The organism is Acinetobacter terrestris, assembly GCF_004331155.1.
GTDB lineage: Bacteria > Pseudomonadota > Gammaproteobacteria > Pseudomonadales > Moraxellaceae > Acinetobacter > Acinetobacter terrestris.
Map to the genome: position 1 here is coordinate 66623 of NZ_SJNZ01000009.1, position 24683 is coordinate 91305.

A 24683-nucleotide genomic window follows, 5' to 3' on the forward strand; every position below is an offset into this window, starting at 1 on the left:
TCTTTTTATTTTCAGTGTTTTTTGTTAAACTTGAAATAGTTACAAAATCAAGAAATAACAATGAAAGCTAAAGATCTCACGATAATAGAACATAGCCACGGCGGCAGACGCAAAAATGCCGGGCGAAAAACCCAGTATCAAGAAAAAACGGTGGTTATGCGTGTGCCAGAGTCTAAAGTGCTGGAAATCAAGGCATGGTTACAGCCAAAGCCTGAAGATGATCGCATTAACAACATTCAACTGCATCCAATTCAAATTCGTACGCAGTTAGATATTCCTTATCCTCTGGAATCGGTTGCCGCGGGTTTTCCCTCTCCTGCTCAAGACTACACAGAAGACTTTATCGATTTAAATGAATACTTGATCCATAACCCGCTGAGTACATTTGTATTACGGGTGAATTCTTTGTCGATGAAAAATGCAGGGATAGATATAGATGACCAGATTTTAGTTGATCGTAGCTTAAACGCAGAACACGGTGACATCGTTTTAGCTTTAATCAATAATGAGTTCACGGTAAAACGACTGATGAAAGAGAAGCAAAACAATAGTCAACCTAAGATTTGGTTAAAAGCAGAAAATCCGGAATATCCAGATATTTATTTAGGTAGTGAAGATGAGTTGATTATTTGGGGCGTTGTAACCTGTATTCTAAAAAAATTACGATAATAAAATTATATAAGTGTATTAAAAGTGGGTTTTTCGATTTGAATGAAGCTTTAGTCAAATAAGTATTCTGATTGTCGCAAAGCATCTCACTTTTAATAAGATAAACAAAAGCCCCAAGATGAATCTTGAGGCTTTTTGCTTAATCCTTAGCGTTGCTGAGGATTTTTTTGCTGTTGCTGATTGTGTTGCTGTTGTTTATCACTTTGCTGTTGTTGCTGTTTGTCACTTTGTTGATTGCTTTGCTGTTGTTGACGTTGATTATCGTTCTGTTGATTAGGTTGTTGTTGATTAGCCATTTCCATATCCATCCTTTAGTTGTTAGGGATATGCCGTACTAATTACGACTCTTACTAATCTAACGCATATTTCCATTTCACCAACCTTCAAACTGTATCGACTTGATTCATTGTAATATTCAAAATATTAATTTATTGATTTGTAGTAAGTCACTCCTGGCTACCTTTACGCTGTTAACCCGAATTACACTGAAGCTTACACGAGGTTAAACCTCCGCATCTGATGCCCTATTGATTATTCAAAAAATTTTGATTTGAGTTTTCTTACTCATCTCTTTATGCTTACTTGATAACGTTACAAAATCAAGATTAAAATAATGAAACAACAACTGTTTGCTTTAATAGATATTAATAACTGTTACGTGAGCTGTGACTGTTACGTGAGCTGTGAACGCGTATTTAACCCGCAGCTGAATGGGAAACCTGTGGTTGTGCTCTCCAACAACGATGGTTGTGTAGTTTCCCGTAGCAATGAAGCCAAAGCTTTAAATATTGGGATGGCTATTCCATGGTATGAAATTGAGCAAGAGGCTTTACAGGCGGGAGTAAAAGTATTTTCAAGTAATTATGCGTTATATGGCGATATGTCACGGCGCTTCTTTTTAATCTTGCAGCAATACTTTCATACAGATGATCTGGAACCTTACTCTATTGATGAATGCTTTATCCGCTTAACGCCTTATGCAAAAAACCGGGATCTTGAACAATACTGCCGTGATTTGATCAGCATCATTAATCAATGGATTGGCTTACCCTGTTGTATAGGCATTGGTGCGACCAAAACCCAAGCAAAACTGGCGAATCATTTTGCGAAAAAAAGAACCGGCTTTAACTCACTGTGCTTTTTACCAAACTTGGACTTATGTAGTTATGAAAGCCTGCTTCAAGAAACACCGGTAGCAGATGTTTGGGGTGTTGGTCGTAAAATCAGCAAGCAACTTCAAGATTATGAAATTTATAATAGCTATGACTTAACTTTTGCCAATGAACATCATCTTGCCAGGCAGTTCTCGGTGCTCATTGCACGCACTATTCGTGAGCTAAAAGGTCAATCCTGTATTGCCTTGGATGATCCTGCAATCCCTTCAAAAAGAATCCTTTCCTCCCGTAGTTTTGCTTCAGCTTTAAGCGAAAAGCCCATCATCAAACAAGCCCTTATTTTTCATGTAAACCGTGCTTATAAACGCTTAACTGCACAACAGCAACTTTGCGCATGTGTGCATGTTGCGCTCTATGAAAAAATACCTTATCCACCCTATAAAAAGAGTGCTTCCCATGCAGTAGGACTTGAATATGCCACCGATGATTTACTGGTTTTAAACCACACAGCATTAAAGCAAATAGATGTTTTATTTAAAGAAAATAAAAAGTATGTCAAAGTTGAAGTGATGTTTACGGCGCTGCATTCCAAGCAACAGCATATTCATGACTTATGGCAGCCATTAGATCTGATTCAACAGCGTGATGATTTGATGAAAACCTTATTGGAAATGAAGCAGCGCTACGGTTCAGATTGCATACAGGTTGGTTACCATTCCGCCAGCCCGGCATGGCAAATGAAACAGCATCACCGATCTCCACGCTACACCACATGTTGGCAAGAACTTCTGACTATCGATGATTCAGCCCTAGCAGTTACACAAAATAAATGAACTGTTTTGGTCAATTCAGTTTACAATGTAAAAAATAGTAATAATTATAAAAAATGTCATTTTTTAACATTGCCAATTCCTTGCAAAGTTTTCATTATATAGCTCAGTTTTGACACGTAGCTTCCGCATTGATTCAAACAGCTCATAATAAAAATGTGGAAATATATGCCATAATGCGCAAACTTTGCTGGCATCTTGCAAAGTAAATTTGCAAACTTATAATTGGAGCAAGCTGAATGAGCTCGACCATTTTGGTTATTCATGGACCGAATTTAAATTTGTTAGGAAAGCGGGAACCTGAAGTTTATGGACATCTCACCCTAGAAGATATTAATCAGAAGCTCATCGCTCAAGCTCAAAATTCATCTCTTTCTTTAGACACTTTCCAAAGTAATTGGGAAGGTGCAATTGTGGACCGAATTCATCAAGCCCAGCAAGACGGCGTTCAGTTCATCATTATCAATCCTGCTGCATTGACCCATACTTCGGTTGCAGTACGTGATGCCCTTCTTGGTGTCGCGATCCCGTTTATTGAGGTTCATTTATCGAATGTGCATGCTCGCGAAGCATTTAGACACCATTCATATCTGTCCGATAAAGCCGTTGGCGTAATTTGCGGTTTAGGTGCTCAAGGCTATGCTGCAGCACTGAATTATGCCATCGAAAAAATCCAACTTTCTACGCAATCATAATTAGGAATACTGTCTCATGGATATCCGTAAAATCAAGAAACTCATCGACCTGATGATTGAATCTGACTTACAAGCGATAGAAGTTAAAGAAGGTGATCAATCCATCGCCTTAACTCGTCGCAATCCAGTGGTTGCGGCAGGCGTTCCAACCATGACTGCTGCTCCAGCAGCGGCACCAGTAGCAAAAACGCCACGTGGTGCTGTAGAAACTTCACCAATGGTTGGCGTATTCTATGCTGCACAAAGCCCTGGTGAACCACCATTTGTTAAAGTGGGTCAAACGATCTCTGCAGGCGACACTTTGGGCATCATTGAAGCCATGAAAATCATGAACCCGATTGAAGCCACTCAAAGCGGTGTGGTTGAAGAAATTTTAGTGAAAAATGGTGAAGTCATTCAATTCGGTCAAGCACTTTTCCGCTATCGCGCTTAAAACCACGGGGATTTATAAATGTTGCAAAAGGTGTTAATTGCAAACCGTGGTGAAATTGCGTTACGCATTACCCGCGCTTGCAAAACTTTAGGAATTAAAACCGTTGGCATTTATTCCGATGCCGATAAAGACCTCATGCACCTGCGCTTTGTTGATGAAGCCGTGTGTATTGGTCCGGGCGCGAGTAGTGAAAGCTACTTGAATATTCCAGCAATTATTACTGCTGCTGAAATTACCGGTGCAGATGCCATCCATCCAGGTTATGGCTTCTTGTCTGAAAATGCCGAGTTTGCGGAAATTGTCGAAAACTCAGGTTTTATCTTCATTGGCCCACGTCCAGAACATATTCGCTTAATGGGGAACAAAGTTTCTGCCATTACCGCGATGCGTAAAGCAGGTGTTCCCACTGTTCCCGGTTCTGCTCATGCAGTGACAACCAACAATGCATTGGCTGAAGCGAAAGAAATTGGCTTCCCACTGATTGTCAAAGCCGCGTCAGGTGGTGGTGGTCGTGGTATGCGTATTGTGGAACGTGTAGATACTTTGCTTGAATCTGTTCAAGCAGCACAACGTGATGCAGAAATGTGGTTCGGTGATGACACCGTCTACATGGAACGCTTCTTGCAAAAGCCGCGTCATGTTGAAGTACAGATTTTGGCTGATGGTAATGGTCATGCCATTCACCTTTTTGACCGTGATTGTTCTTTACAACGTCGCCATCAAAAAGTGCTTGAAGAAGCCCCGGCACCAAACTTACCTGAACAAGCACGCGCTGATATTTTAGAAGCCTGTGTCAATGCGTGTAAACTTATGCAGTACCGTGGTGCAGGTACATTCGAGTTCTTGTTTGAAGATGATGAATTCTTCTTCATTGAAATGAATACCCGTGTTCAGGTTGAGCATCCAGTTACTGAAATGGTAACGGGTATCGACATTATTGAACAACAATTGCGGATTGCGGGTGGGCTTGGTCTAGAGATTGAACAAGCTGACGTTGAATGTCATGGTCATGCGATGGAATGCCGTATTAATGCGGAAGATCCAAGCAACTTCATGCCATCTCCGGGAAAAATTGAGCATTATTATGCGCCAGGTGGTGCAGGTATTCGTTTGGATTCGCATATCTATCCAGGCTATAGCATTCCACCTTACTATGATTCAATGATTGCTAAACTCATTGCGCATGGTAAAGATCGTAAAACTTGTATTGCGCGTATGAAACAGGCATTAGAAGAAATAATCTTAACTGGAGTCAAAACCAATATTCCTTTGCATAAAGACTTAATCTTACAAGATGAAAACTTCTGCGCTCAAGCTATGGATATTCATTATCTTGAAAAGCATTTGCTTCAGAAATTAGAAGGTCAGCAAAAAGAAGCGTCTTAATACTGATCTCTTGAATGTAAAAACCGCTCTTTATGAGCGGTTTTTTTATATTTGGTTTTTTATATTTATAATTGTATAGCTTAGCTTTTAACTATTAAGGTAAAACGCGGCGTAATGTCGCAAAACATTGTTCTGCTTTTTCATTACTACAAAAATTAATGGTTGATGGATTTTTCCATTGCACAAAATACTGGGAAATTTCGCCGGTTTGATCTTCCTGAAGACCCGAGCAATCTTTTTCATTATTGTCATACTTTACCTGCAAAACCAGTGCGGGCAATAAAGTACGTTCCTCTTGGGATTGCTGATAGTCATAAATACCTGATGACCATTCTTGCCCACTTTTTATGACGACGTTGTTATTACTTTTAAAATTATAATATTCAATACATTTCTTATTATTGGCAACCTGCATTCCCCATAGACCAACAATTTCGGGACGAGTGGCGATACGAATCGTATTTGAACTTTCTGTTTCAGCTGCGTCAGCTTCTGTTGCCACAACTGCTTTATTGTCATTTGCCATCGTTACAGATGAGCATAATATAAGTAAAATTGTTAGATATGCGTTTTTCATACAGAAGTTCAAGGCTAAAAATCTCTCTCTATAACTTAGCATATTTTTATGAAAAACCAGTATTTATCACCATATTACAACAATATATTTACTCATTTTTATCTAAGAAATAGCAAGATAGTGACTTGAAAATATTAAATTATTCATTATGAAATTAAATAACACTGATCTGCTTAATAAGACTTTAATAACACCCTATGTTTTAACCGATGATCCAAATCTTCTGATTTAAATTTCAGGATAGAAAATTAAATTTTTAATGCTTAGGCTATATTCTAAAGCGATAAAGAACTTCCTCCTTTGGGAACCCTAACTGGATCATCTAAATCCCCTTCTATAAAACAGCAAGCCAATATTTTTCTAATTATTATTCTATTATTAGGGTCTGTTGACATTTGCTGTTCAAAAAAATAGCGAGAAAGTAGAATTCAATCGCCAAACCAAATTCACTCCTCGCTATGCCTCGTACAATGCTGAATGATCAACACTGGTCTAAGCTGAAATCTATTCTCTCCAATTTCGGTATTTATCTCAAACATAATTTAAGATTGTTTATTGAGGCTATCATCAAGCTATTTCGAAAAGCATCGGTGGAAATAGCTCTAAAATACATTTAGCTGTGGATGCCAATGGAAACCCTATCGAATTCATCATTGGTGATGGCACAACTCACGATGTGAAAGTTGCACCTGATTTGATCGATGGCTTGGATTTAAAAGAAACAAAAATACTATGTGCAGACAAGGGCTATGATTCTGGGCTACTCAGAGAGAAGATCGAAAAAAACCAAACTAAAGCTAATATCCCTAAGAAGTGTAATTCTAAATCTAGCAATCAACATATGGATTGGTATTTATATAAAATCAGACATTTAGTTGAGAATACATTTGCTAGGTTAAAACATTTTAGAGGGATTGCTACTCGTTACGACAAGCTAAAGCGAAACTACGAAAATTCAGTTGCTTTAGCATGTATCTTTATTTGGTTACCCTTATGAAATGTCAACAGACCCTAGTAATGAAGTTTTCTTTTATTGGAGAGGTATTTTAGCGACATGTTACTTATTTAGCCTATTTCTACTTAGCCAGCACATTATCAATCAAAAGCTTCGGAGTAAATTGGGTCAGTGTTGCTTCTTTATATAAAATCCATTACAACAATTAAAGTTCATATCAAAAATAAAACCAGGACCTTAATGAATCTTTCTGAATATCTACAATATGACGGGCTAGGATTGGCCAAATTAGTTGCAAATAAAGAGGTTTCATCTTCAGAATTACTGAATTTAGCCTTAGAGCGCGCAAATCATACCAATCCCAAATTAAATGCCATTATTGTCCCCATGCATGACTATGCACAGAAACGCACTCAGCAAGAATTAACCGGTCCTTTTGCCGGCGTGCCATTTTTAGTGAAAGACTTATTTCAAGAATATGCCGGCTACCCCACTTCATATGGCTGTAAAGGCTTAAAACGCATCAATCATATTTCTGAACACAATTCAGAAATTGTGAATCGCTGGGAAAATGCCGGCATTGTCACCTTTGGACGTACCAACACACCAGAATTCGGCATTAAAGGAATTACCGAACCTGATGCCTGGGGAACCTGTCACAACCCCTGGAATTTAAAACATAATAGTGGCGGATCTTCAGGTGGTTCCGCATCTGCTGTTGCAGCAGGTATTGTTCCCATTGCTGGCGCCGGAGATGGTGGTGGTTCTATTCGTATTCCCGCGTCTTATTGTGGCTTATTTGGATTAAAACCGAGCCGTGGACGTACGCCTTGGGGGCCACAAATGAGTGAGGCCATGCATGGTGCAGCCATTCAACACATCCTTGCCAAAACGGTACGAGATAGCGCAGCAATGCTGGATGCGACCCACGGCGCTGAACATAGTTCACTGTTTAAAATTGAACATCCAAAAAGCAGCTATTTAGATGCCATGCAACATCCGCCTAAGAAATTAAAGATTGCCTTTAGTACCCATTCGCCTATTGGCACCCATGTTTCTAAAGATGCAATTGCTGCCGTTCAACATACGGCGAAATTATTGGAGTCGTTAGGTCATACTGTGGTGGAAGATACCCCACCGATTGACGGCATGGCGCTAGCCAAAGATTTTATTACCACCTGGTTCAGTCAGTTTTCTTATATTCTTGACCAAATTAAACAACAATATCAGGCAAAAAATAGCGATTTCGAACTGGATTCACTCGCACTTGCTGCATTCGGCGGACAAACCACTGCACTTGAATATATTCACAACCTGAATAATTGGGGAGTCTATGCCACGAAAATGAATCATTTTTTTGATCGCTATGACTTATATTTAACCCCTGCAACTGCCACGGTCGCACCTAAAAATGGTGAAATTAAGATCCCCAACTGGCAAAAACCGATTTTGAAAAGCCTATTAAAACTTCGCAAAGCCCATTTACTGGCTCAAGGAAAACTGGTGGATCAAATTGTGAAAGAAAATCTAAAATGGGTTCCCTTTACCCAACTGGCCAATATCACCGGTCTTCCTGCGATGTCTGTTCCACTCTATTGGAATCAGGACAATTTACCTTTAGGTTCACAATTTATTGCACCTTTTGCCCGTGAAGACTTGTTACTGCAATTGGCGAATCAACTTGAACAAGCCCAGCCCTGGTTTAACCGATACAGTGAAATTCAGCTGTAAAATAGATTCTCAATAATATTGATTAAGTATTAAGCCTTAGGTCTAGGCTTGCTGGATCTGTTTCGGTAACCATCGAACAAACAGCAAGCCAACTAGAGTTGAAAGCCCGGCAATAATAAAAACCATCTCACCAGAGATCAGTTGCCAGTATCTACCCGCCAAGATACTGCCTATCGCTACACCCAAGCCCCACATGGTGCTATACATCGCTTGACCACGGCCTTGTTGCCCCATTGAAAAATTCTGAAAAATAACGCGCATGGCAATCATATGGAACAAGCCAAAACTAAAAGCATGAATGGTTTGTGCTAAAAACTGCGCAATAAATGAATGGGGTAATAGCCCCACAACAATCCATCTTGCTCCGGTCAGCAGCAAACACAGGCTAACCAGACTACGCCAAGAAAATCGGGTTAAGAACAGATTGGCAAAAGCAAACATGATAATTTCAGCTACAACCCCAACCGACCATAAAAAACCAATTTCAGTGGTGCTGAAACCCACTTGATGCAAGTAGTTACTGTAGAAACTATAAAATGGTGCATGGGAAAATAACAACACAAATTCGATTGCAAAAAATGCAGCCACGACAGGTCGTTTTAGGATTGGTAACAGTGGTTCTAATTGGGTTTGTGAACGCGGTGCTGTACTCGGTTCTTTAATGCTAAAGGACCAGATAAAAGTCAGAAATGCAATGCACAGCAACATGACCGGCAACATTGCAATCGGAACAATTTCCAATAAAGCCCCAATGCCAAAAACGCCTACAATAAAGCCGACTGAACCCCATTTACGGACTTTTCCATAGAGCTGTGTTCGCTTTTCACCTAACCAGAATAAAGTCACCCCTTCAAACTGCGCTAAAATGGCATTTTGAAAAAAACTAAAAATCAGCATGAGTAATGCGACGGACTGGAAAGTATTTGGAATCAGGAAAATCATGAACCAGATACAAGCCTCCATCCATGTTGCGATGCGTACCAGCAACATTCTCTTGCCAGATTTATCTGCAATCCATCCCCAAATAAACGGGGCAAAAAAGCGGGTCACAATGGCAATGGAAGATAAAAGCCCAATCTCCTGATAATTAAAGCCTTGATCTTCAAGATAAAGGCTCCAAAAAGGCATGAAGGTTCCTACTATCGAATAGTAAAAAAAGTAGAATCCTGCCAGTTTATGCTGGATGGGCAAGCTTAACATTTAGCGGTATTCCATTGTATTTTCAATAGCTTAATATAATTGATAGCTGCATCTCATGGGACGGATTTTTCATCCATTGTAATTTAAAAGCCTATAAATCAGTCTACAAACCAGTTTACAAACCAGTTTACAAACCAGTTTACAAAATATTAAAAAATAAATTTACGGCTTGTTTGATTAATAAAACAAGCTTATCTATTTGATGGGCTTTTTTATTTAAGATGGTTTTTTATATAAGATACCTGTTCTACCCAATATCGCTTCAAATCATCCGGCACAGTCAAATAATACCTATTAAAAAACCTTCAATTCGGAGGTTTTTGCTTTCCAAAGATATTAATTAAACATTTGTCCAAACTGGTAAACCGTAAATATAAGAATAAGAGTTGAAGATGATGTTACCAATACTTCCAGTACATCTATTGTATCCATTCCATTTTCCTCCTACTTTTATTGTTCTTTTTTTATACTTCATGATGCGGATTTTCATCAACAACACTTTAATGAAATAAGTAAAAAATTATGAAAATATTTGAGCATTAAAAAACCTCCCAAAGGAGGCTATAATTTATACAGATCGGTAGTATCAGGTTAAATGGGAATAGTAATATAGGTTCTTTGGAGGTGGGAAAAAATCATCATCCCAAAAATTAAAAATGTGAGTGCAATTGTTGTAGAGGAATAGATTCGCAATTTATTAACTTATAGTGTGTATAAGTACAACAAGTTACCTGATTTATGTTACAAAAGCAAACAAATTATTGTTTTTGAATATTTTTCTTTAAATTTCTAACTTTAATATTTATTCAAAAACACGCCTTTGTAGATACCAGCAAAGTAATCTTTTAGATCTATTTTATATGAAATCGAGCCGAAGCTAAACTTTTAGGATCATGTATACAGAAGCGTTCATAAATTACCAATACACTCTTTTAAGTGAATCATAATATTATCCATAGCGACTAGTTCGCTATGCCTTGAACCAGTTCGACTTAAGTTTTGCTATTTAATCAGCTCATCACAACAAAACTGCGAATCTTTTTTAGCTTGTACACGCTCTTTCACGGTTAGCTCCAATAAAAAAAGAAAAACCCCGTCAATAATGCATATTGAGCGGGGGTTTATGTGCCGTAACACGTCTGGCAATTTGGATAACTATTTTACTTCTTTCAGGCAATCACGGCACACTTTGATTTCTTCCGCTTCAACCGTGTAATCAACCTCTGTAGCACCATGAAGACCCAATAAACACATTAAAAAATGGAGCATATTTTTCTCCTAAAATAAAAAAGCTCACTTAGAACTATATGAGTAAACTAAATGAGCCATACTTAATATTTCAAAGTAAATTTAAGAAACTACAGCGCGTTTCTATATATTTTATATACCGTTAGAAAAATAAAAAATATACTAAAAGTTTAAAAAATACAAAAAAGAGTTCAAATATTACAAAAGCTTAACTAATGGTATTTTAATACATAAAAAAGCCCGCTTAATCGGGGAATTAAGCGGGCCAGTATTTTGTTTACCATTTAATTATTTTTACTGCTTTAACTTCTTGGAGTAGTAAGAATATAGCATCTAGAATTTATGACAAAGTATAGAGAATATAGAGAAACCGTTTATTCTCGTCAATTTTGAGTAATTTTTCTTTTCAGGATGAAATATTTTTTAATTTATTACGATTAATTTGATAATTCGCATACATGGAAAGTAATTGAACTACATTTTCAAATTTTAGCCAATAGCAGTGAATGTCTGAGCAAGATAAGTGAAAAGTTTTAGCAGTCAAAGAAAAGCTGAGATTTTTATTCTAGAGCATTGTAGAGCGTTCTTAGTAAGGCAGACGTTATTATTGAGGATGACTAAACTACTGAGGAATCAGCGCCTATTAACTTTGCATATAAGAAAACTTATTTGGAAAGCTACTTTTACTTTTCAAAATACTTCTTGCAGCCTTCAAAAAATTCCTCATTAAAGTTCATGGCTGGATCATCTTTATCATCATCACACTGATCTACCGACTTAAGCGTGTCCTGTGCATAACGATAACCGTTGTATTGTTCAGTTCCTTCTTTAAAACCGCCAAATTCTTCTGGTCTCATTGAAGATTGAAAATATATAAAGGCTGCAATACCGATAATGGCTAAAACAGCACTTATGATTTTGAATGGTTTTAAGTTCATTTTATTTATTGTTGACCTCTGGATAAAATAACGCCCCATAAAAGCAATTGCGCAGTTTATCTATTAAAAATTTAAAACAGTAAAAGCCCTGAATACCTGAATTCAAGGCGAATAAAACAAGGTTTATCTCGGTTGCTTTTGCGGATTTTGAGGGTGCTGATTGGGCTGCTTTTGTGGATTGGATTCCTGAATGTGCTGATTCTGCTGATCCGGCTGTGGCTGATTCGATTGCTTCTGTTGATCAGGCTGTTGATTATGTTGACTCTGCTGCATTGGTTGCTGATTAGCCATTTTATTTGCATCCTAGTGAATTAGAAATACTCATTACGACTTTTCACTCTACTCCTTAAATTTTATTATCCTATCTTGTATCTGTTTCAATTTCTTTCCATGTAAGCTCAATCAACATATATTATTGATTTAAAATAAATTGTTTAAATTTAAATTCACATTATTTACTGAAAGTATGAGAAGTATTAATCAGCTTTACCACATTTTCGGCATTCGTGAGTATATCCAAGCTTATGATCCCAGTTAAATTCATAAACATGAAAGCAGAATAGTTTACGAAGGGAATTAAGCATACTGTTGTCTCCACGAAATTATAGTGGGCGCACCCTCTATAATGACTTCATAATGATTTGACTAAAACATACCTCAGGATGAGGTCATATAAATTTCAACCAATTTCTATTATCTATTTTCCAGATATAATGGATTAAACTCATTGGCAAAAAATCCCTTATATCAATTAATCTAAATAAACAATCATATTATCCAGATAGGCTATATATTCTTTTTAAAGACAACAAAAAACAGGAAACATAAAATTATTTTAAGCTCTACGTATTACATCAAAGCGTTTCAATTCAATGATTAAGTAAAGATCATGCTCGGTACATTCCACCCTTCTCGTTTTCCTTACACGCCTTATACGCGATGTGATTAAAGGTTTAAAATGACTGGCTTTCGTAGAAATGGTTCTAGATTTGTAAGATTAATTATTTTTGCTGATTATTTTTGATTTAATGAGGATGAATAAAAATAAAGAGATCCCTCATGTGTGCAAATTTTGAAGCAATCAAAAGAAATCGAGCATTTCTTCTGGATCTGCCGGAGCCTCCATTTGAATTTCCCAATGATATTTTCCCGCTATATGACGCGCCAATTTTAATGCATGGTGCGGATCACCCCGAATGGGATCTGGCCAAATTTGGCCTTATTCCTTTTTGGGCCAAAGAATTAAAATACGGTCGTCATACCTATAACGCAAGAACTGAAAGTGTGGCTGAAAAGCCGAGTTTTCGGCATGCATGGCATAGAAACCAGTTTAGCCTCGTTCCTGTTGAAACGATCTGTGAACCCAAATATGTAGATGGTACACCACATTGGTATGGAATTTCTCGGGAAGATGGACTGCCTTTTACACTTGCAGCGATCTATGAAGATACGGTAATCGATAATAAACCGGTCAGATCAATGAGCTTGCTCACCATCAATGCAGATCATCATCCATTTATGAAGCAATTCCATAAACCTAATGATGAAAAGCGTTCCATTATTGTGATACCTGAAGACAACAGAATGGACTGGCTGAATTGCGACGCAAGTGAAGCTAATCAATTCTTCTTTGAAATGAAAGATGAATATGTGGCAACGCCCAAACAGCGTAAGTCAGAAAAACGCCAGTAGTAATATTCCAGTAATAGTATTTTTGATACATAAGAGTTTTAAAAGCTCTCAGTTCTGTCATATGAATTATGCTGTTCATTCAATAAATAAGGGCTTATTACTATAAAAGATCTCAGCTATAAGCTTTGAATCATCAGATCAAAACACCAGCAATCATTTTTAAATGATTATTTCATTTTCAATCATTTATAAAATTAAATGAAGAATCCATTCAGCGTTCAACACTATAAAACCTAAAATCTGGGATTAAAAATTATAATCCTCCACTCAAGTATACTCACTTAATGAAGAAATTAGCCATCCTCTTATTGCACTTTCCCGGATGAGTAAGATTAAAGATAATCAAGTTTTTCTTAAGATAGATTCAACAGAAGTAAAAAATAATTGGGTCATTGTTTAAATTAGATAGAACGAATAAGTCCTTTCTTTGAAAGAGCTTGTTTTTAGCTTGCTGTATTATATTTCAAGTGAGATCAACAAAATAACTTTCACCATTAACAGTCCATCTTATTGATTAAAATACTGCTTACAGCCTTGCAAAAAATCAGGATTAAAATTCATGGCGGGATCATCTCTTTCATCATCGCACTGATCTACAGACTTCAATTGATTGTCTTGGGCATAGCGGTAACCATTGTATTGTTCAGTCCCTTCCTTAACGCCACTAAACTCTTCGGTTTGTAAAAAATACTGAAATGCAAAAAATGCAGAGATACCCAGAACGGCTAGAACAGAGCTAAGTATTCTTAATTGTTTTGAGATCATTTTTATTTGCCCTATGAGCTTTATAAAATACAAATATATATGATTCTGTTGAAATTTTCTTTAATTTTTCATAACCATTAGATTTATTTTATAATGATTCATCATTTGTGATTCAAAATTTAACTTTTTAAAATCTAGATACATAATCATATTTTTATTAATTTATATATATTTTTTTTATATTTACATTCGACCGAATAATTTAAATAAACTATATCAAACTTCTATTTAAAATGATCTTTACATACCCACACTTCTCCATCTATACGGACACGATCAGGCCCAATTAATTCTAATTTTTTACCATAATAATTGGTAAGATTTATAAAATTTCCATTCTTATCATAATTAGCCCACACACCTCTTTGAATATCAGGACTCTCCAGTTTATAAAATGTGACTAATTTTTGCGGATAGGTTGTGGTCATGTTCATTTTACATAGCCCTTTAGTCGGTGAAATCGAGAAGATCTTGGTCTATAAAAAATCTCTCGGGTAGAATTTAAAATCCATTGATAAGTCCCCATAAGTCTAATTAATCTTTCATTATGTACACTTTTACGGTTTTAATATGCATAATTTATTCCTGTTATTATATTGAAAGAGGCCTAGACCCCTTTCAATATAGCATTGATATAATGAACTATTTTATTTCTCGCTTTGTGCTGGCTTTTCAGGCGATCGTTTCTCATTATTCCTATGGTCATGCTCTGGTAGGTGGTGAGGTTGCTTTATGGGTTGATTTCGTTGATTAGTAGACTCGGGTGGATTCTGAGATTTCGATTTAGACATAATAGTATCCTTTCTGGTCATGTCACTTAATGACAATATCAGTCCAATTATTAATCACAATATCAGCATATACTGAAGTTAACTTAATAAAAATAGCGATGATGTATCAAAATATAATATAAAAATAAAAGTATATTTATAAAATTAAATATTATTATCAAATAACCTATTAGTGAATAAATAAACATAGAAAAATGAATGATTCTTAAATCAAATTCTGATAAAGAATAAATTAATATAAATTTTCAGAAATATAAATTGTTGATTTCAATAATTTAAAAATAAATGTATAAATCACGTTTAAAAAAATATAATTTTTTAATAATATAAAATCACACAATCAAACAAATTCCATATATTCAATATTTTAATTATCGACAACACTACTCAAGTCGCTTAATAAAACATGAATAAGGATAAAAAATGTCTGATAAAATCCCAACAGTTTCTGATTTTGAATTAAATCGTTATCTTGGCACGTGGTATGAAATAGCTCGCTTGCCCATGAAGCATCAGCCAGAAGATAGTACGGATATCTCTGCTGTTTATAGCTTAAATGAAAATGGCACAGTTCGGGTACAAAACCGCTGCTTAGATAAGGACAAAGCTTTAGATGAAGCCATCGCGGAAGCCACTATTGTGGATGGACCAAATAGCAAACTTGAAGTGAGTTTCCTGCCTGAAGGTTTACGCTGGATTCCCTTTACCAAAGGCGATTATTGGGTTTGAAAAATTGATGCTAATTACAACACGGTACTGGTGGGTGAACCCCACTTAAAATACGTGTGGCTACTTAATCGCGATGTAACCTTGGATGAAGCGACCAAACAAGAATATTTAACTTATGCAGAAAGCTTGGGTTATGATTTAGCTGAAATCATTCACACTGTACATACAGGACATAAAACAGCTTAAAGCGCTTTAATAAAACTCAGTGAATAAAGTTCAGTTCAATAAAAAAGCACCCGAAGGTGCTTTTTTATACAGCATATTTTTAACTAATTAAACATTTGCCCAAAGGCATAAATCACTAGCATCAACATCAGCACAGATGAGGAAGTTAATAATAATTCTAGTGTGCTCATCATATACCACTCCCCTATATAAAGTGGATTACTCTTTATAGCCTTATCATACTCACCAATAAATGACAAAAAGTGACAAAAAGTGCTCAAAACCATACAAAATTGTAAAAATTAATTTCTTTAGAATTTCTGAAAAATAAATTTATTTTTAATTTAAAAGATATGAATAGAATCCTAAATCCTCTAAACCGCAAGTCACATGCACTCTTGCACAAAGAAAGAAATATCACGACTCGTTAAATGATGAGTAAGAAGAGAATTTTTATTGATACAAAACAGCAATTGTAAATGGATGATCAGATAGCAAAAAACCGCCATCAAGGCGGTTTTTAATTTGGATCAGTGATTATTTAAATGTTTAATTCACACGTGAGGTGAATCGGAACATTTCGTTAACACCTGTATAGAAGCTACGACCATCAAGGTTCAAATCAATTTCAACACCAGACTGAAGCATTACTCTTTTACCAACTTCAACCCATTTAAACCCATCGCGAGTACTTTGCATTTTTTTTGAAGGTACCAGCGATACAATAATTTCACTACCGTTTACAGATTTTGCTACTAAATTTTCAATTATATTCAACATTTACACCAATTTTTTCAACACATACAGAAACGCCACCATTGGCATTTCAAAATAACAACCTTTACTTTGATAATTCAGATTAAATAAGATTTATATCAATTTAAAAAAAGAACACTTTCATGTCATTTTTATTGTTGAAATGATTATAACAGAAATACTGATTTAAATACTAACTAATTATCAGTATGACCAATGACAATTGCATCAAAATATTTCAGAGCTTTCACTCCTACATCAATCTCACATTTTAAATTTAATGATGTTGTGCAATTAAATAGTCTGCAATCAACCGTGCCGACCATGATTGCGTGTGATTTACACCCTCATAGAAACCACAATGGCTGCCCTTTTTCGTGGTCACCACCATAATATTCGACATCTGTTGAATAGCTTCTTTATATGGATCAAAATTTTGAATATGGCAAACCGGATCATCCTCTGCATTTAAAATCATCAGTGGAATTTTAACATTTTCAAAGACCAGAATCGGGTTGGTTGCCTGATTATAGTCTTCAAAGCTGCTATAGCCAGCCAGCTCAAAACATTGATATTGAAATTCTAACAGGCTTGTACTCGCAAGCACTTGTGCTAAAGATGCTGTTTTTTCCCAAGTTGTCGTATAAGGATAAATAAAAGACTTAAATAACTTTCTGGTCATGACTTTACTGTAAAAAGGATGAACATTTTTAAAGCCATGTTCAGTGTCATAACCCGGACAAAGTGCAAACGCGGCTTTAAATGGCGTTTGTTCACCCTCTTCACCCAAATAACGCACCAGTAATCCTGTACCGGCAGATGAACCTACGGCATATAAAGGAGAATTTGGAAATTTTGTTTGAATATGCTGAATTTGTTCACGTAAATCATCAGTTGAGCCAAAGATAGAAATTTTGGGTATCGGCATGGGTAAATTGGCATGACCACGGCGCAAACACAGCGCTACACGCCAGCCTGTATGCCGATGTAAGTCACGTACCAGTTCTGACATACTTTCAGGTGTGCCAGTCAGGGTATGCATTAATATAATGGTCGGAGTGTCTGCTGGAAGATCAAGCCCATACCAGGCTATACCGGTGACACCGCCATCAGACATGTGCAACTGTTCAATGGCATCATATTTAAGCTGAATGGTTTTCTTTTTAATCAAGTCAAAATACATCAGATGCAAATGTGTATTTGACAACCATGGTGTTGGGCGATATTTCTGTTTCAGTTGCGGTAAAACATCGAGCATCTGCCGTGCTTCACCTTGTGGATGGAAATACAGCGTAGGGAATTCTGCACCTGTAATCTGGTCGATCACTTCTTGTGCCAACAGACTAATTTTTTTCACTAAAAATTTCATATTCGCTCCACCTTAAAAAGGATGCAACTGAAAATATTCAGTAAATGCCACTCCATGACTGTTTATATCTATATCCCTACTATATCACCCTAATTTATGCTTTAGGTAAAAAAGCAGCCATGCGTTGCCCCATCTGCGCGGCCAATGCTTCCAGACCGCTCTTTGGACGCAACATCACTTCAAAATCAATAATTTGGCCTTGATCATTAAACTGAATCATGTCGATGCCTTTAAGTTTTTTTTCACCGACATTGGCAGAAAACTCCAGTACCACGTTCAATCCATCTTCTGAATAAAATTCACGGTGATAAGTAAAGTTTTCGAAAATCTGAATGACATTGGTCAAAATAAAAGACACCACTTGCTTGCCCGGATAAGGCTGATACGCCACAGGTGAACGAAAAACCACATCTTCAGCAAGCAGCTCATTCAAGATAGACATATCAGCTGTTTGTAGCATTTCATGCCAACGTTGTACCGATGCTTGAGTCGTTGTTAAAGCCATTTCTATTTCCTTATGATTTTATTATTTCACTTCATGGATAGAGCAGGATTTTCTTTCTGCCCTACACCTGATTAAGCCCTCTCCTAAATCCTCTGGAGAGGACTTAATCAGTTTAAATCACTGCCGCCAAATCGGCACCTTGACGAATTGCGCGTTTCGCATCCAGTTCACCGGCTTCTTTAGCGCCCCCAATCAGGTGTACATTTTTGCCATCCGCTTGAAGTTGATCAAACATCGCGGTAAAAGGTTCCTGACCAGCGCAGATCACTACATTATCAACGTCTAAAACAGTCGGTTGACCATTCACCAGGATATGCAAGCCTTGGTCATCAATCTTTTCATAGCTTACACCTGCCACCATTTTTACATCACGGTGTTTTAAACCGGTACGGTGAATCCAGCCCGTGGTTTTACCCAAGCCTGCACCTACTGATTTTGCCTTACGCTGCAATAAATAAATTTCACGATTGGATTGTTCGACTTCAGCTGCTTTTAAACCACCGACATTTTCATAGGTGGTATCAATGCCCCATTCATTATAGAATTTTTTAGGATTCAGGCTTGCGCTGTCTCCTTCATGGGTTAGATATTCAGCCGTATCAAAACCGATACCGCCCGCACCAATAATCGCGACACGCTGACCGACTGGCTTGCGTTCTTTTAACACTTCCAGATAAGTCAGCACTTTAGGATGGTCAATCCCTTCAATCTCTAAATGACGTGGAGTCACACCGGTTGCGACGACGATGTCATCAAACTCTGATGCGCCCAGTTCTTCATAAGTCGCCTGATGGTTTAGACGTAACTGAATATTAGGCAATAATTCAATTCTGCGTTTGAAATAACGTAAGGTCTCATAAAATTCTTCTTTGCCCGGAATGGTTTTGGCAATATTGAACTGACCACCAATTTGATTGGCCGCTTCAAAGATAGTCACCTGATGCCCACGTTCTGCCGCATAGGTGGCAAAGCTTAACCCAGCCGGACCCGCACCAATCACCGCAATGTTTTTTGCAACAGTGGATTCTTTAAAGATCAGCTCCGTTTCATAACAAGCCCGTGGATTGACCAGGCAAGTGGCAATTTTCATCGAGAAAATATGATCTAGACAGGCTTGGTTACAACCAATGCAGGTATTGATTTCATCACTACGGCCTTGTTCTGCTTTTTGCACAAAGAATGCGTCGGCAAGCATTGGACGCGCCATGGAGATCATATCGGCATGACCAGAAGCCAGAACATGCTCTGCCATTTCTGGGGTATTAATACGGTTTGAGGTAATCAATGGAACCTTGACCAAACCTTTGAGCTTTTCTGTCACCCAAGTAAATGCAGCGCGCGGCACTTTGGTGGCAATGGTCGGAATTCGTGCTTCATGCCAGCCAATCCCGGTATTGATAATGGTTGCACCGGCTTTTTCAATTTCTTTTGCCAGTTGCACGACTTCATCAAAAGTAGAGCCGCCTTCAACCAGATCTAGCATCGACAAACGATAAATAATAATAAAATTTTCACCGACTGCTTCACGGGTACGGCGGACGATTTCAATCGGGAAACGAATCCGGTTTTCATAGCTACCACCCCATTCATCATCACGATGATTGGTCCGTGCAGCAATAAATTCATTAATCAGATAACCTTCAGATCCCATGATTTCTACGCCATCATAGCCCGCATATTGTGCCCACTTAGCACAGTGAGCAAAATCTGCAATGGTCTGATTCACTTCTGCTGTAGTCAAAGCGTGCGGTTTAGTAGGATTAATCGGTGCTTGAATGGCAGATGGCGCGACCAGATCAGCCTGATAAGAATAACGGCCGGTATGTAAAATCTGCATGGCTATTTTGCCGCCTGCATCATGCACTGCTTGAGTAATCACTTGATGCTTTTCAGCTTCTTCACGGCTGTCTAATTTAGCTCCACCGGCAAAGGTCAGTCCTGCCTCATTCGGTGAAATTCCCCCAGTCACAATTAGCCCCACACCGCCTTGAGCACGTTCGGCATAAAATGCAGCCATACGATCATAACCACCGGGCGCTTCTTCCAGGCCCACGTGCATGGATCCCATCAAGACACGGTTTTTAAGCGTGGTAAAGCCTAAATCTAAAGGTGCTAATAAATGAGGGTAATTAGACATATGATCTCCTTGGCGTGCCATTTGAGCTGGCGAATATGGTGCTTAATGCAACTTGTTGCATAATTTATATTCTAGATTTGATTTTTATGCAACATGTTGCATAATGATCTGGTAAATTTTTACTGACTGAGCCGTTTATGTCTTTAGCCCATGTTTTATTGACCAGCTTAATTGAAAAACCCAGTACGGGAATTGATTTAGCACGTCGCTTTGACCGTTCCATGGGCTTCTTCTGGAATGCAACGCATCAGCAGATTTACCGTGAACTGAGTGGCATGCAACAAAAAAACTGGATCTCAACCCTTGAAGAGCATGACTCGACCAGCCGAAAAAAAACCTATCAAGTTGAACAATTGGGTCGTACTGAATTAGCAGACTGGATGGTCAAACAAAGTCCACCTGCCCAATTACGTGAAGAACTCATGGTGCGTCTGCGTGCAGAAGCTCAACTGGGCGGCAACACTGTACTCCCTGAACTGGAACGGCATCTGATTTTACACAAAGAAAATCTAAAAATTTACCAAACTATTTTTGCAAAAGATTTCGCCAATGGGCAAGATCAGGACCGAACCCAGTTTATTCATAAAATGATTCTGCAACTTGGGATTGATTTGGAAGTGGGCTGGATTTCGTGGTTAGAAAGCATGATTCCACAATTAAAAGCATTCGATCAACAATAATAAACCAGGAAAACAACCATGTCACATTACCGTATGCCTGATGGCGAACAACTTTCTGTCCGCGAATTTGGCCAAGGACAGCCCGTATTGGTTCTGTCAGGTTTGGGCATGCAAAGTTGGCAATGGCTTCCGTTCTTGTATCCCCAAGCCAAGAACAATAAATTCATTATTCCAGACTGGCGTGGTTTTGGCGGTTCACAGCATTGCAGCATCCCTGAACTGGATGCTATTTCCAGTCACTGGCGTGATATAGACAGCTTGATTGAACAGCTTGAGTTAGATCAATTCTCGGTGATTGCTTATTCCATGGGTGCAACCACGGCCATGCATGGCATGCATTACAGCAATTTAAATGCAAAAATAACCCGTTATCTGCATATTGATCAAACACCAAAAATTTCGGTGGATGAAACTTGGCAATACGGTTTATTTAGCCAGCAACAGCCTAAATTTAAACAGCTCTTGGCAGAGATTTCACAGCTCCTTGCCTCAAAACCTCATGCACTTCAGTTATCTGATCTAGACCTAGCATCCCGACAACATTTATTGGAGCTCTGGTTTGGCTTTCTTCAGCTTCAAGCGAGCAATAAAGTTGCACCTTTAGTGGTCAAAATGGCATTAAAACAGCCAAAATTACAGTCCCTTGTTTTACCGATGCAGCGTTTGGACTATTTGGCCTGGTATGTGAATAATTATTTACATCATCAAGAAGACTATCGTGATGCCATTGCACAGCTTGCTTGCCCAAGCACTTTTTTTATTGGTGAACAATCCAGGCTATATCCTGCAGCAGGGCAAAAAATAATTGCCAATAGCGTAAAAAACTCCAAACAGATTATCTTTGAAAAATCTGGGCATACGCCGTTAATCAGTGAACCGATCAAATTCGGTCGCGAAATTGCTCAATTTCTTAAACAAGGCAATTAAATAAAGTAGTTAAATTAAACAATTAAATAGAGTCATTTACTATCGATCAATATTAAAAAATCTGACGATCATACTTGATGGCTTCCAGGTCATAGACTTGATAAACACTATCCAATAATGAACGGATATATTCACTGTGATCAGCGTTGCGGATAATCAAAAAGACCGGACTCACGGCGTCATCATCCAATATAGGAATATAATTCAGGTGCTTAAACTGCACGGTTTTGGCGCTCTCAGGAACAATACACAGACCTTCGCCTGCAGCCGCCAAACCTAAAGCCAGTTGAATATCGTCAACCACAGTTAAATTTTTAGGCTCTAAACCATATTCTGAAAATAGACCTTTCATTTGGGCTGAAAAACTCGGCTTGGGTAGCTTCGGATACAACAACACATGTTCCTCAACAATTTCTTCGAGTTTAACTCCCTGTTTTTTTGCAGCAAGCGCATGACTGGAATGCACGGCGACCATCAATGGTTCTTCACGCAATAAAATTCGCTTGATTGCAGGATCAGAAATTCTAACCCGACCAAAACTGGCATCAATCCGCCCCTCTTTAAGCGCATCTATTTGCTCCATCGCATTCATTTGAACCAGTTTGATTTTCAAATACGGCTGTTGCTGGCGAAATAAATAAACCACTCTGGGTAATAATCCATACAACAATGAACCACCAAAACCAATGGTCATGGTTTTTTTGATAATGCCTTCACGCATGGTGATCGACTTCATCTGGTCGGCACTGGCTAGCAGCTTGACCGCTTGCTGATAAAAGAAATACCCCACAGCGGTGGGCTTTAACGGACGACTTCCACGCTCAAACAGCAAAGCACCCAGCTCAGTTTCAAGATTTTGAATTTGACGACTTAAAGGAGGCTGGGCAATAAACAGTTTTTCAGCAGCCTTGGTAAAGCTCTGCTCCTCAACCACGGCAACAAAATAGCGTAAATGTCTTAATTCCATGACATTTTTCCTTTATTCAAATCTATATATTGATAAGAAGTCATAATAAAAATGGAAAAATCCAACCTTGTTTAACTCAAAGCAGCCACGCATCAAATTAAAGAAAAGCCCGGTATATAGATATTCCACTTTAGCCTTGTTATCTCAATAGGATAGACAATTCAAATCTGAAAAATTAAGCAAATTAAAATTGACAAACTGAAACGATAGACCTTTAATCTTATATATTGTTGCATAAATGGAATTCTTAAATGCTGTCAGATCTTGATGATTTTTATTGCTTTGCATTGGTGGTTGAACATGGGGGTTTTAGCGCAGCAGAACGCGCAACCGATATCCCCAAATCAAAACTCAGTCGTCGCGTCTATAATCTGGAAGAGCACTTGGGGGTTCGGTTAATTCAACGCAGTTCACGCCATTTCGCAGTGACAGACATTGGCATGAATATTTATCGCCATGCACAAGTCATGATGAATGCTGCGCAAGCCGCCCATGACCTGGTTGATCATTTGAGTACCCAGCCACGCGGCGTGATTAAGGTCAGTCTCCCTGTCTCCATCGCGCAGAATGAAATTGCCAAAATTCTGCCTCAATTCCTCAAAAGCTATCCTGAAATCAAAGTTCAGCTCATTGTCAGTAATCGCCGTGTTGACGTCATCAATGAAGGTATTGATATCGCATTGCGTGTTCGTTCAAATTTGGATGAGGATCCAAGTCTGATCATACGAAAATTTGAAAATATCGAACAGCACTTATTTGCCAGTCAGGCTTATCTGAATGAATTTGGTGAATTAAAACAACCGGAAGATTTAAGCCAGCATCAAATTCTGAGTATGGCAGATGAACATCTAGATCAGCATATTGTGGTACACGATGAAAAAAACAATCAGAAAAAAATCAAGGTGAATCCCATGGTGATGGGTTCTGATTTGATGATGCTGGCGCAACTTACCAGACAAAATTGCGGGATTGCCTTATTACCGGATACCATTGTGCAAGACTACGTGCAAAGCGGTGAACTGGTTCGTGTACTTCCGAACTGGAAAGCACCCCATGGTATTTTCCATGCCGTCTATCCATCACGCCGTGGACTACTGCCTGCTGTGCGTGTCTTTATCGACTATTTAGTTGAACAGCTCAGCAAACATTAATTTTTTAATCATTGATGGCTTAAGGGATAATGGCTGAATATTTAAAGTCACCTGCTGACAAATTTCAGTCATCTCTCGACAAGACAAAAATGATATTTATAAACAACAAAGTATGAAATATCACTTGATGTCGTTAAAATTTTAGGCAAAAAAAAGCTTACCCGAGGTGGGTAAGCCTATAAACTTTGAAAAAGAAACTACAGCTAGAATCTATATGTATATAGTACAAAATAAATACAGTTAAATCTAATATTTAAAATATCTTACAAAAA

Annotated in this window: 22 protein-coding genes and 2 pseudogenes; 12 read left to right on the plus strand and 12 right to left on the minus strand. The window is 37.9% G+C overall.

The window, feature by feature from the left end:
• Positions 1 to 60 precede the first annotated feature (60 nt).
• The gene (locus E0H81_RS06875) at positions 61 to 669 is read left to right on the plus strand and encodes a LexA family protein (RefSeq protein ID WP_244926511.1); all 609 of its coding nucleotides are present in this window, start codon (positions 61 to 63) and stop codon (positions 667 to 669) included.
• A 146-nt stretch (positions 670 to 815) separates the two neighbouring features.
• Here E0H81_RS06875 and E0H81_RS15915 read toward each other — a convergent pair whose 3' ends face one another.
• On the minus strand, positions 816 to 965 hold the full coding sequence (locus tag E0H81_RS15915; RefSeq protein ID WP_165492595.1) for a hypothetical protein: 150 nt from the start codon (positions 963 to 965) through the stop codon (positions 816 to 818).
• Positions 966 to 1282: 317 nt separating this feature from the next.
• Between E0H81_RS15915 and E0H81_RS06880 the strand changes: the two genes are divergently transcribed.
• From E0H81_RS06880 to accC, 4 genes are all read left to right on the plus strand, one after another.
• Complete coding sequence (locus E0H81_RS06880) at positions 1283 to 2617, plus strand: Y-family DNA polymerase (protein WP_131317665.1); 1335 nt, start codon at positions 1283 to 1285, stop codon at positions 2615 to 2617.
• A gap of 236 nt (positions 2618 to 2853) precedes the next feature.
• Positions 2854 to 3309: a type II 3-dehydroquinate dehydratase gene (aroQ, locus tag E0H81_RS06885; protein ID WP_131266285.1), complete on the plus strand. Its 456-nt coding sequence runs from the start codon at positions 2854 to 2856 to the stop codon at positions 3307 to 3309.
• A 16-nt stretch (positions 3310 to 3325) separates the two neighbouring features.
• Positions 3326 to 3742 (plus strand): acetyl-CoA carboxylase biotin carboxyl carrier protein, encoded by a 417-nt coding sequence (locus E0H81_RS06890; protein WP_131266286.1) that lies wholly within the window; start codon positions 3326 to 3328, stop codon positions 3740 to 3742.
• Between the two features lie 18 nt (positions 3743 to 3760).
• On the plus strand, positions 3761 to 5128 hold the full coding sequence (gene accC / locus E0H81_RS06895; protein WP_131317667.1) for an acetyl-CoA carboxylase biotin carboxylase subunit: 1368 nt from the start codon (positions 3761 to 3763) through the stop codon (positions 5126 to 5128).
• 94 nt (positions 5129 to 5222) lie between these two features.
• On the opposite strand, the gene E0H81_RS06900 is transcribed toward accC, so the two are convergent.
• Entirely contained in the window at positions 5223 to 5705 is a 483-nt protein-coding gene (locus E0H81_RS06900; RefSeq protein WP_131317669.1) for a hypothetical protein, read from the minus strand.
• Positions 5706 to 6163: 458 nt separating this feature from the next.
• Here E0H81_RS06900 and E0H81_RS06905 point away from each other — a divergent pair.
• A pseudogene (locus E0H81_RS06905) lies at positions 6164 to 6702 on the plus strand (IS5 family transposase).
• 198 nt (positions 6703 to 6900) lie between these two features.
• On the plus strand, positions 6901 to 8391 hold the full coding sequence (locus tag E0H81_RS06910) for an amidase (protein WP_131317671.1): 1491 nt from the start codon (positions 6901 to 6903) through the stop codon (positions 8389 to 8391).
• A gap of 42 nt (positions 8392 to 8433) precedes the next feature.
• On the opposite strand, the gene E0H81_RS06915 is transcribed toward E0H81_RS06910, so the two are convergent.
• The 3 genes from E0H81_RS06915 to E0H81_RS15920 form a co-directional block, all read right to left on the minus strand.
• Positions 8434 to 9591, minus strand: a complete 1158-nt coding sequence (locus E0H81_RS06915; RefSeq protein ID WP_131317673.1) for an MFS transporter — start codon at positions 9589 to 9591, stop codon at positions 8434 to 8436.
• Between the two features lie 1931 nt (positions 9592 to 11522).
• Positions 11523 to 11777 carry a hypothetical protein gene (locus tag E0H81_RS06920; protein ID WP_131317675.1) on the minus strand — a complete coding sequence of 85 codons (255 nt, stop codon included), beginning with the start codon at positions 11775 to 11777 and terminating at the stop codon, positions 11523 to 11525.
• A gap of 123 nt (positions 11778 to 11900) precedes the next feature.
• Entirely contained in the window at positions 11901 to 12068 is a 168-nt protein-coding gene (locus E0H81_RS15920; RefSeq protein WP_165492599.1) for a hypothetical protein, read from the minus strand.
• A 768-nt stretch (positions 12069 to 12836) separates the two neighbouring features.
• On the opposite strand from E0H81_RS15920, the gene E0H81_RS06925 reads away from it, so the two are divergent.
• Positions 12837 to 13469 carry an SOS response-associated peptidase family protein gene (locus tag E0H81_RS06925; RefSeq protein ID WP_131317677.1) on the plus strand — a complete coding sequence of 211 codons (633 nt, stop codon included), beginning with the start codon at positions 12837 to 12839 and terminating at the stop codon, positions 13467 to 13469.
• A gap of 507 nt (positions 13470 to 13976) precedes the next feature.
• On the opposite strand, the gene E0H81_RS06930 is transcribed toward E0H81_RS06925, so the two are convergent.
• Complete coding sequence (locus E0H81_RS06930; protein ID WP_131317679.1) at positions 13977 to 14234, minus strand: hypothetical protein; 258 nt, start codon at positions 14232 to 14234, stop codon at positions 13977 to 13979.
• A 224-nt stretch (positions 14235 to 14458) separates the two neighbouring features.
• The gene (locus E0H81_RS06935) at positions 14459 to 14662 is read right to left on the minus strand and encodes a hypothetical protein (protein ID WP_131266378.1); all 204 of its coding nucleotides are present in this window, start codon (positions 14660 to 14662) and stop codon (positions 14459 to 14461) included.
• 786 nt (positions 14663 to 15448) lie between these two features.
• On the opposite strand from E0H81_RS06935, the pseudogene E0H81_RS06940 reads away from it, so the two are divergent.
• Positions 15449 to 15940, plus strand: a pseudogene (locus E0H81_RS06940) (lipocalin family protein).
• 528 nt (positions 15941 to 16468) lie between these two features.
• On the opposite strand, the gene E0H81_RS06945 reads toward E0H81_RS06940, so the two are convergent.
• From E0H81_RS06945 to E0H81_RS06960, 4 genes are all read right to left on the minus strand, one after another.
• On the minus strand, positions 16469 to 16699 hold the full coding sequence (locus E0H81_RS06945; protein ID WP_067867009.1) for a hypothetical protein: 231 nt from the start codon (positions 16697 to 16699) through the stop codon (positions 16469 to 16471).
• 253 nt (positions 16700 to 16952) lie between these two features.
• Complete coding sequence (locus E0H81_RS06950; protein ID WP_131317681.1) at positions 16953 to 18044, minus strand: YheT family hydrolase; 1092 nt, start codon at positions 18042 to 18044, stop codon at positions 16953 to 16955.
• Positions 18045 to 18138: 94 nt separating this feature from the next.
• A complete protein-coding gene (locus E0H81_RS06955) occupies positions 18139 to 18549 on the minus strand; it encodes a nuclear transport factor 2 family protein (protein WP_131317683.1) in 411 nt (136 codons plus the stop codon).
• A gap of 112 nt (positions 18550 to 18661) precedes the next feature.
• On the minus strand, positions 18662 to 20686 hold the full coding sequence (locus E0H81_RS06960) for an NADPH-dependent 2,4-dienoyl-CoA reductase (RefSeq protein WP_131317685.1): 2025 nt from the start codon (positions 20684 to 20686) through the stop codon (positions 18662 to 18664).
• Between the two features lie 137 nt (positions 20687 to 20823).
• Between E0H81_RS06960 and E0H81_RS06965 the strand changes: the two genes are divergently transcribed.
• A complete protein-coding gene (locus E0H81_RS06965) occupies positions 20824 to 21366 on the plus strand; it encodes a PadR family transcriptional regulator (protein ID WP_131317687.1) in 543 nt (180 codons plus the stop codon).
• An 18-nt stretch (positions 21367 to 21384) separates the two neighbouring features.
• The gene (locus tag E0H81_RS06970; RefSeq protein ID WP_131317689.1) at positions 21385 to 22293 is read left to right on the plus strand and encodes an alpha/beta fold hydrolase; all 909 of its coding nucleotides are present in this window, start codon (positions 21385 to 21387) and stop codon (positions 22291 to 22293) included.
• A 52-nt stretch (positions 22294 to 22345) separates the two neighbouring features.
• Here the strand turns inward: E0H81_RS06970 and E0H81_RS06975 are convergent, their stop codons facing one another.
• Positions 22346 to 23260 carry a LysR family transcriptional regulator gene (locus tag E0H81_RS06975; RefSeq protein ID WP_131317691.1) on the minus strand — a complete coding sequence of 305 codons (915 nt, stop codon included), beginning with the start codon at positions 23258 to 23260 and terminating at the stop codon, positions 22346 to 22348.
• A gap of 251 nt (positions 23261 to 23511) precedes the next feature.
• Here E0H81_RS06975 and E0H81_RS06980 point away from each other — a divergent pair, with 251 nt between their 5' ends.
• Positions 23512 to 24411 (plus strand): LysR family transcriptional regulator, encoded by a 900-nt coding sequence (locus E0H81_RS06980; protein WP_131266301.1) that lies wholly within the window; start codon positions 23512 to 23514, stop codon positions 24409 to 24411.
• The last annotated feature ends 272 nt before the right edge of the window (positions 24412 to 24683 follow it).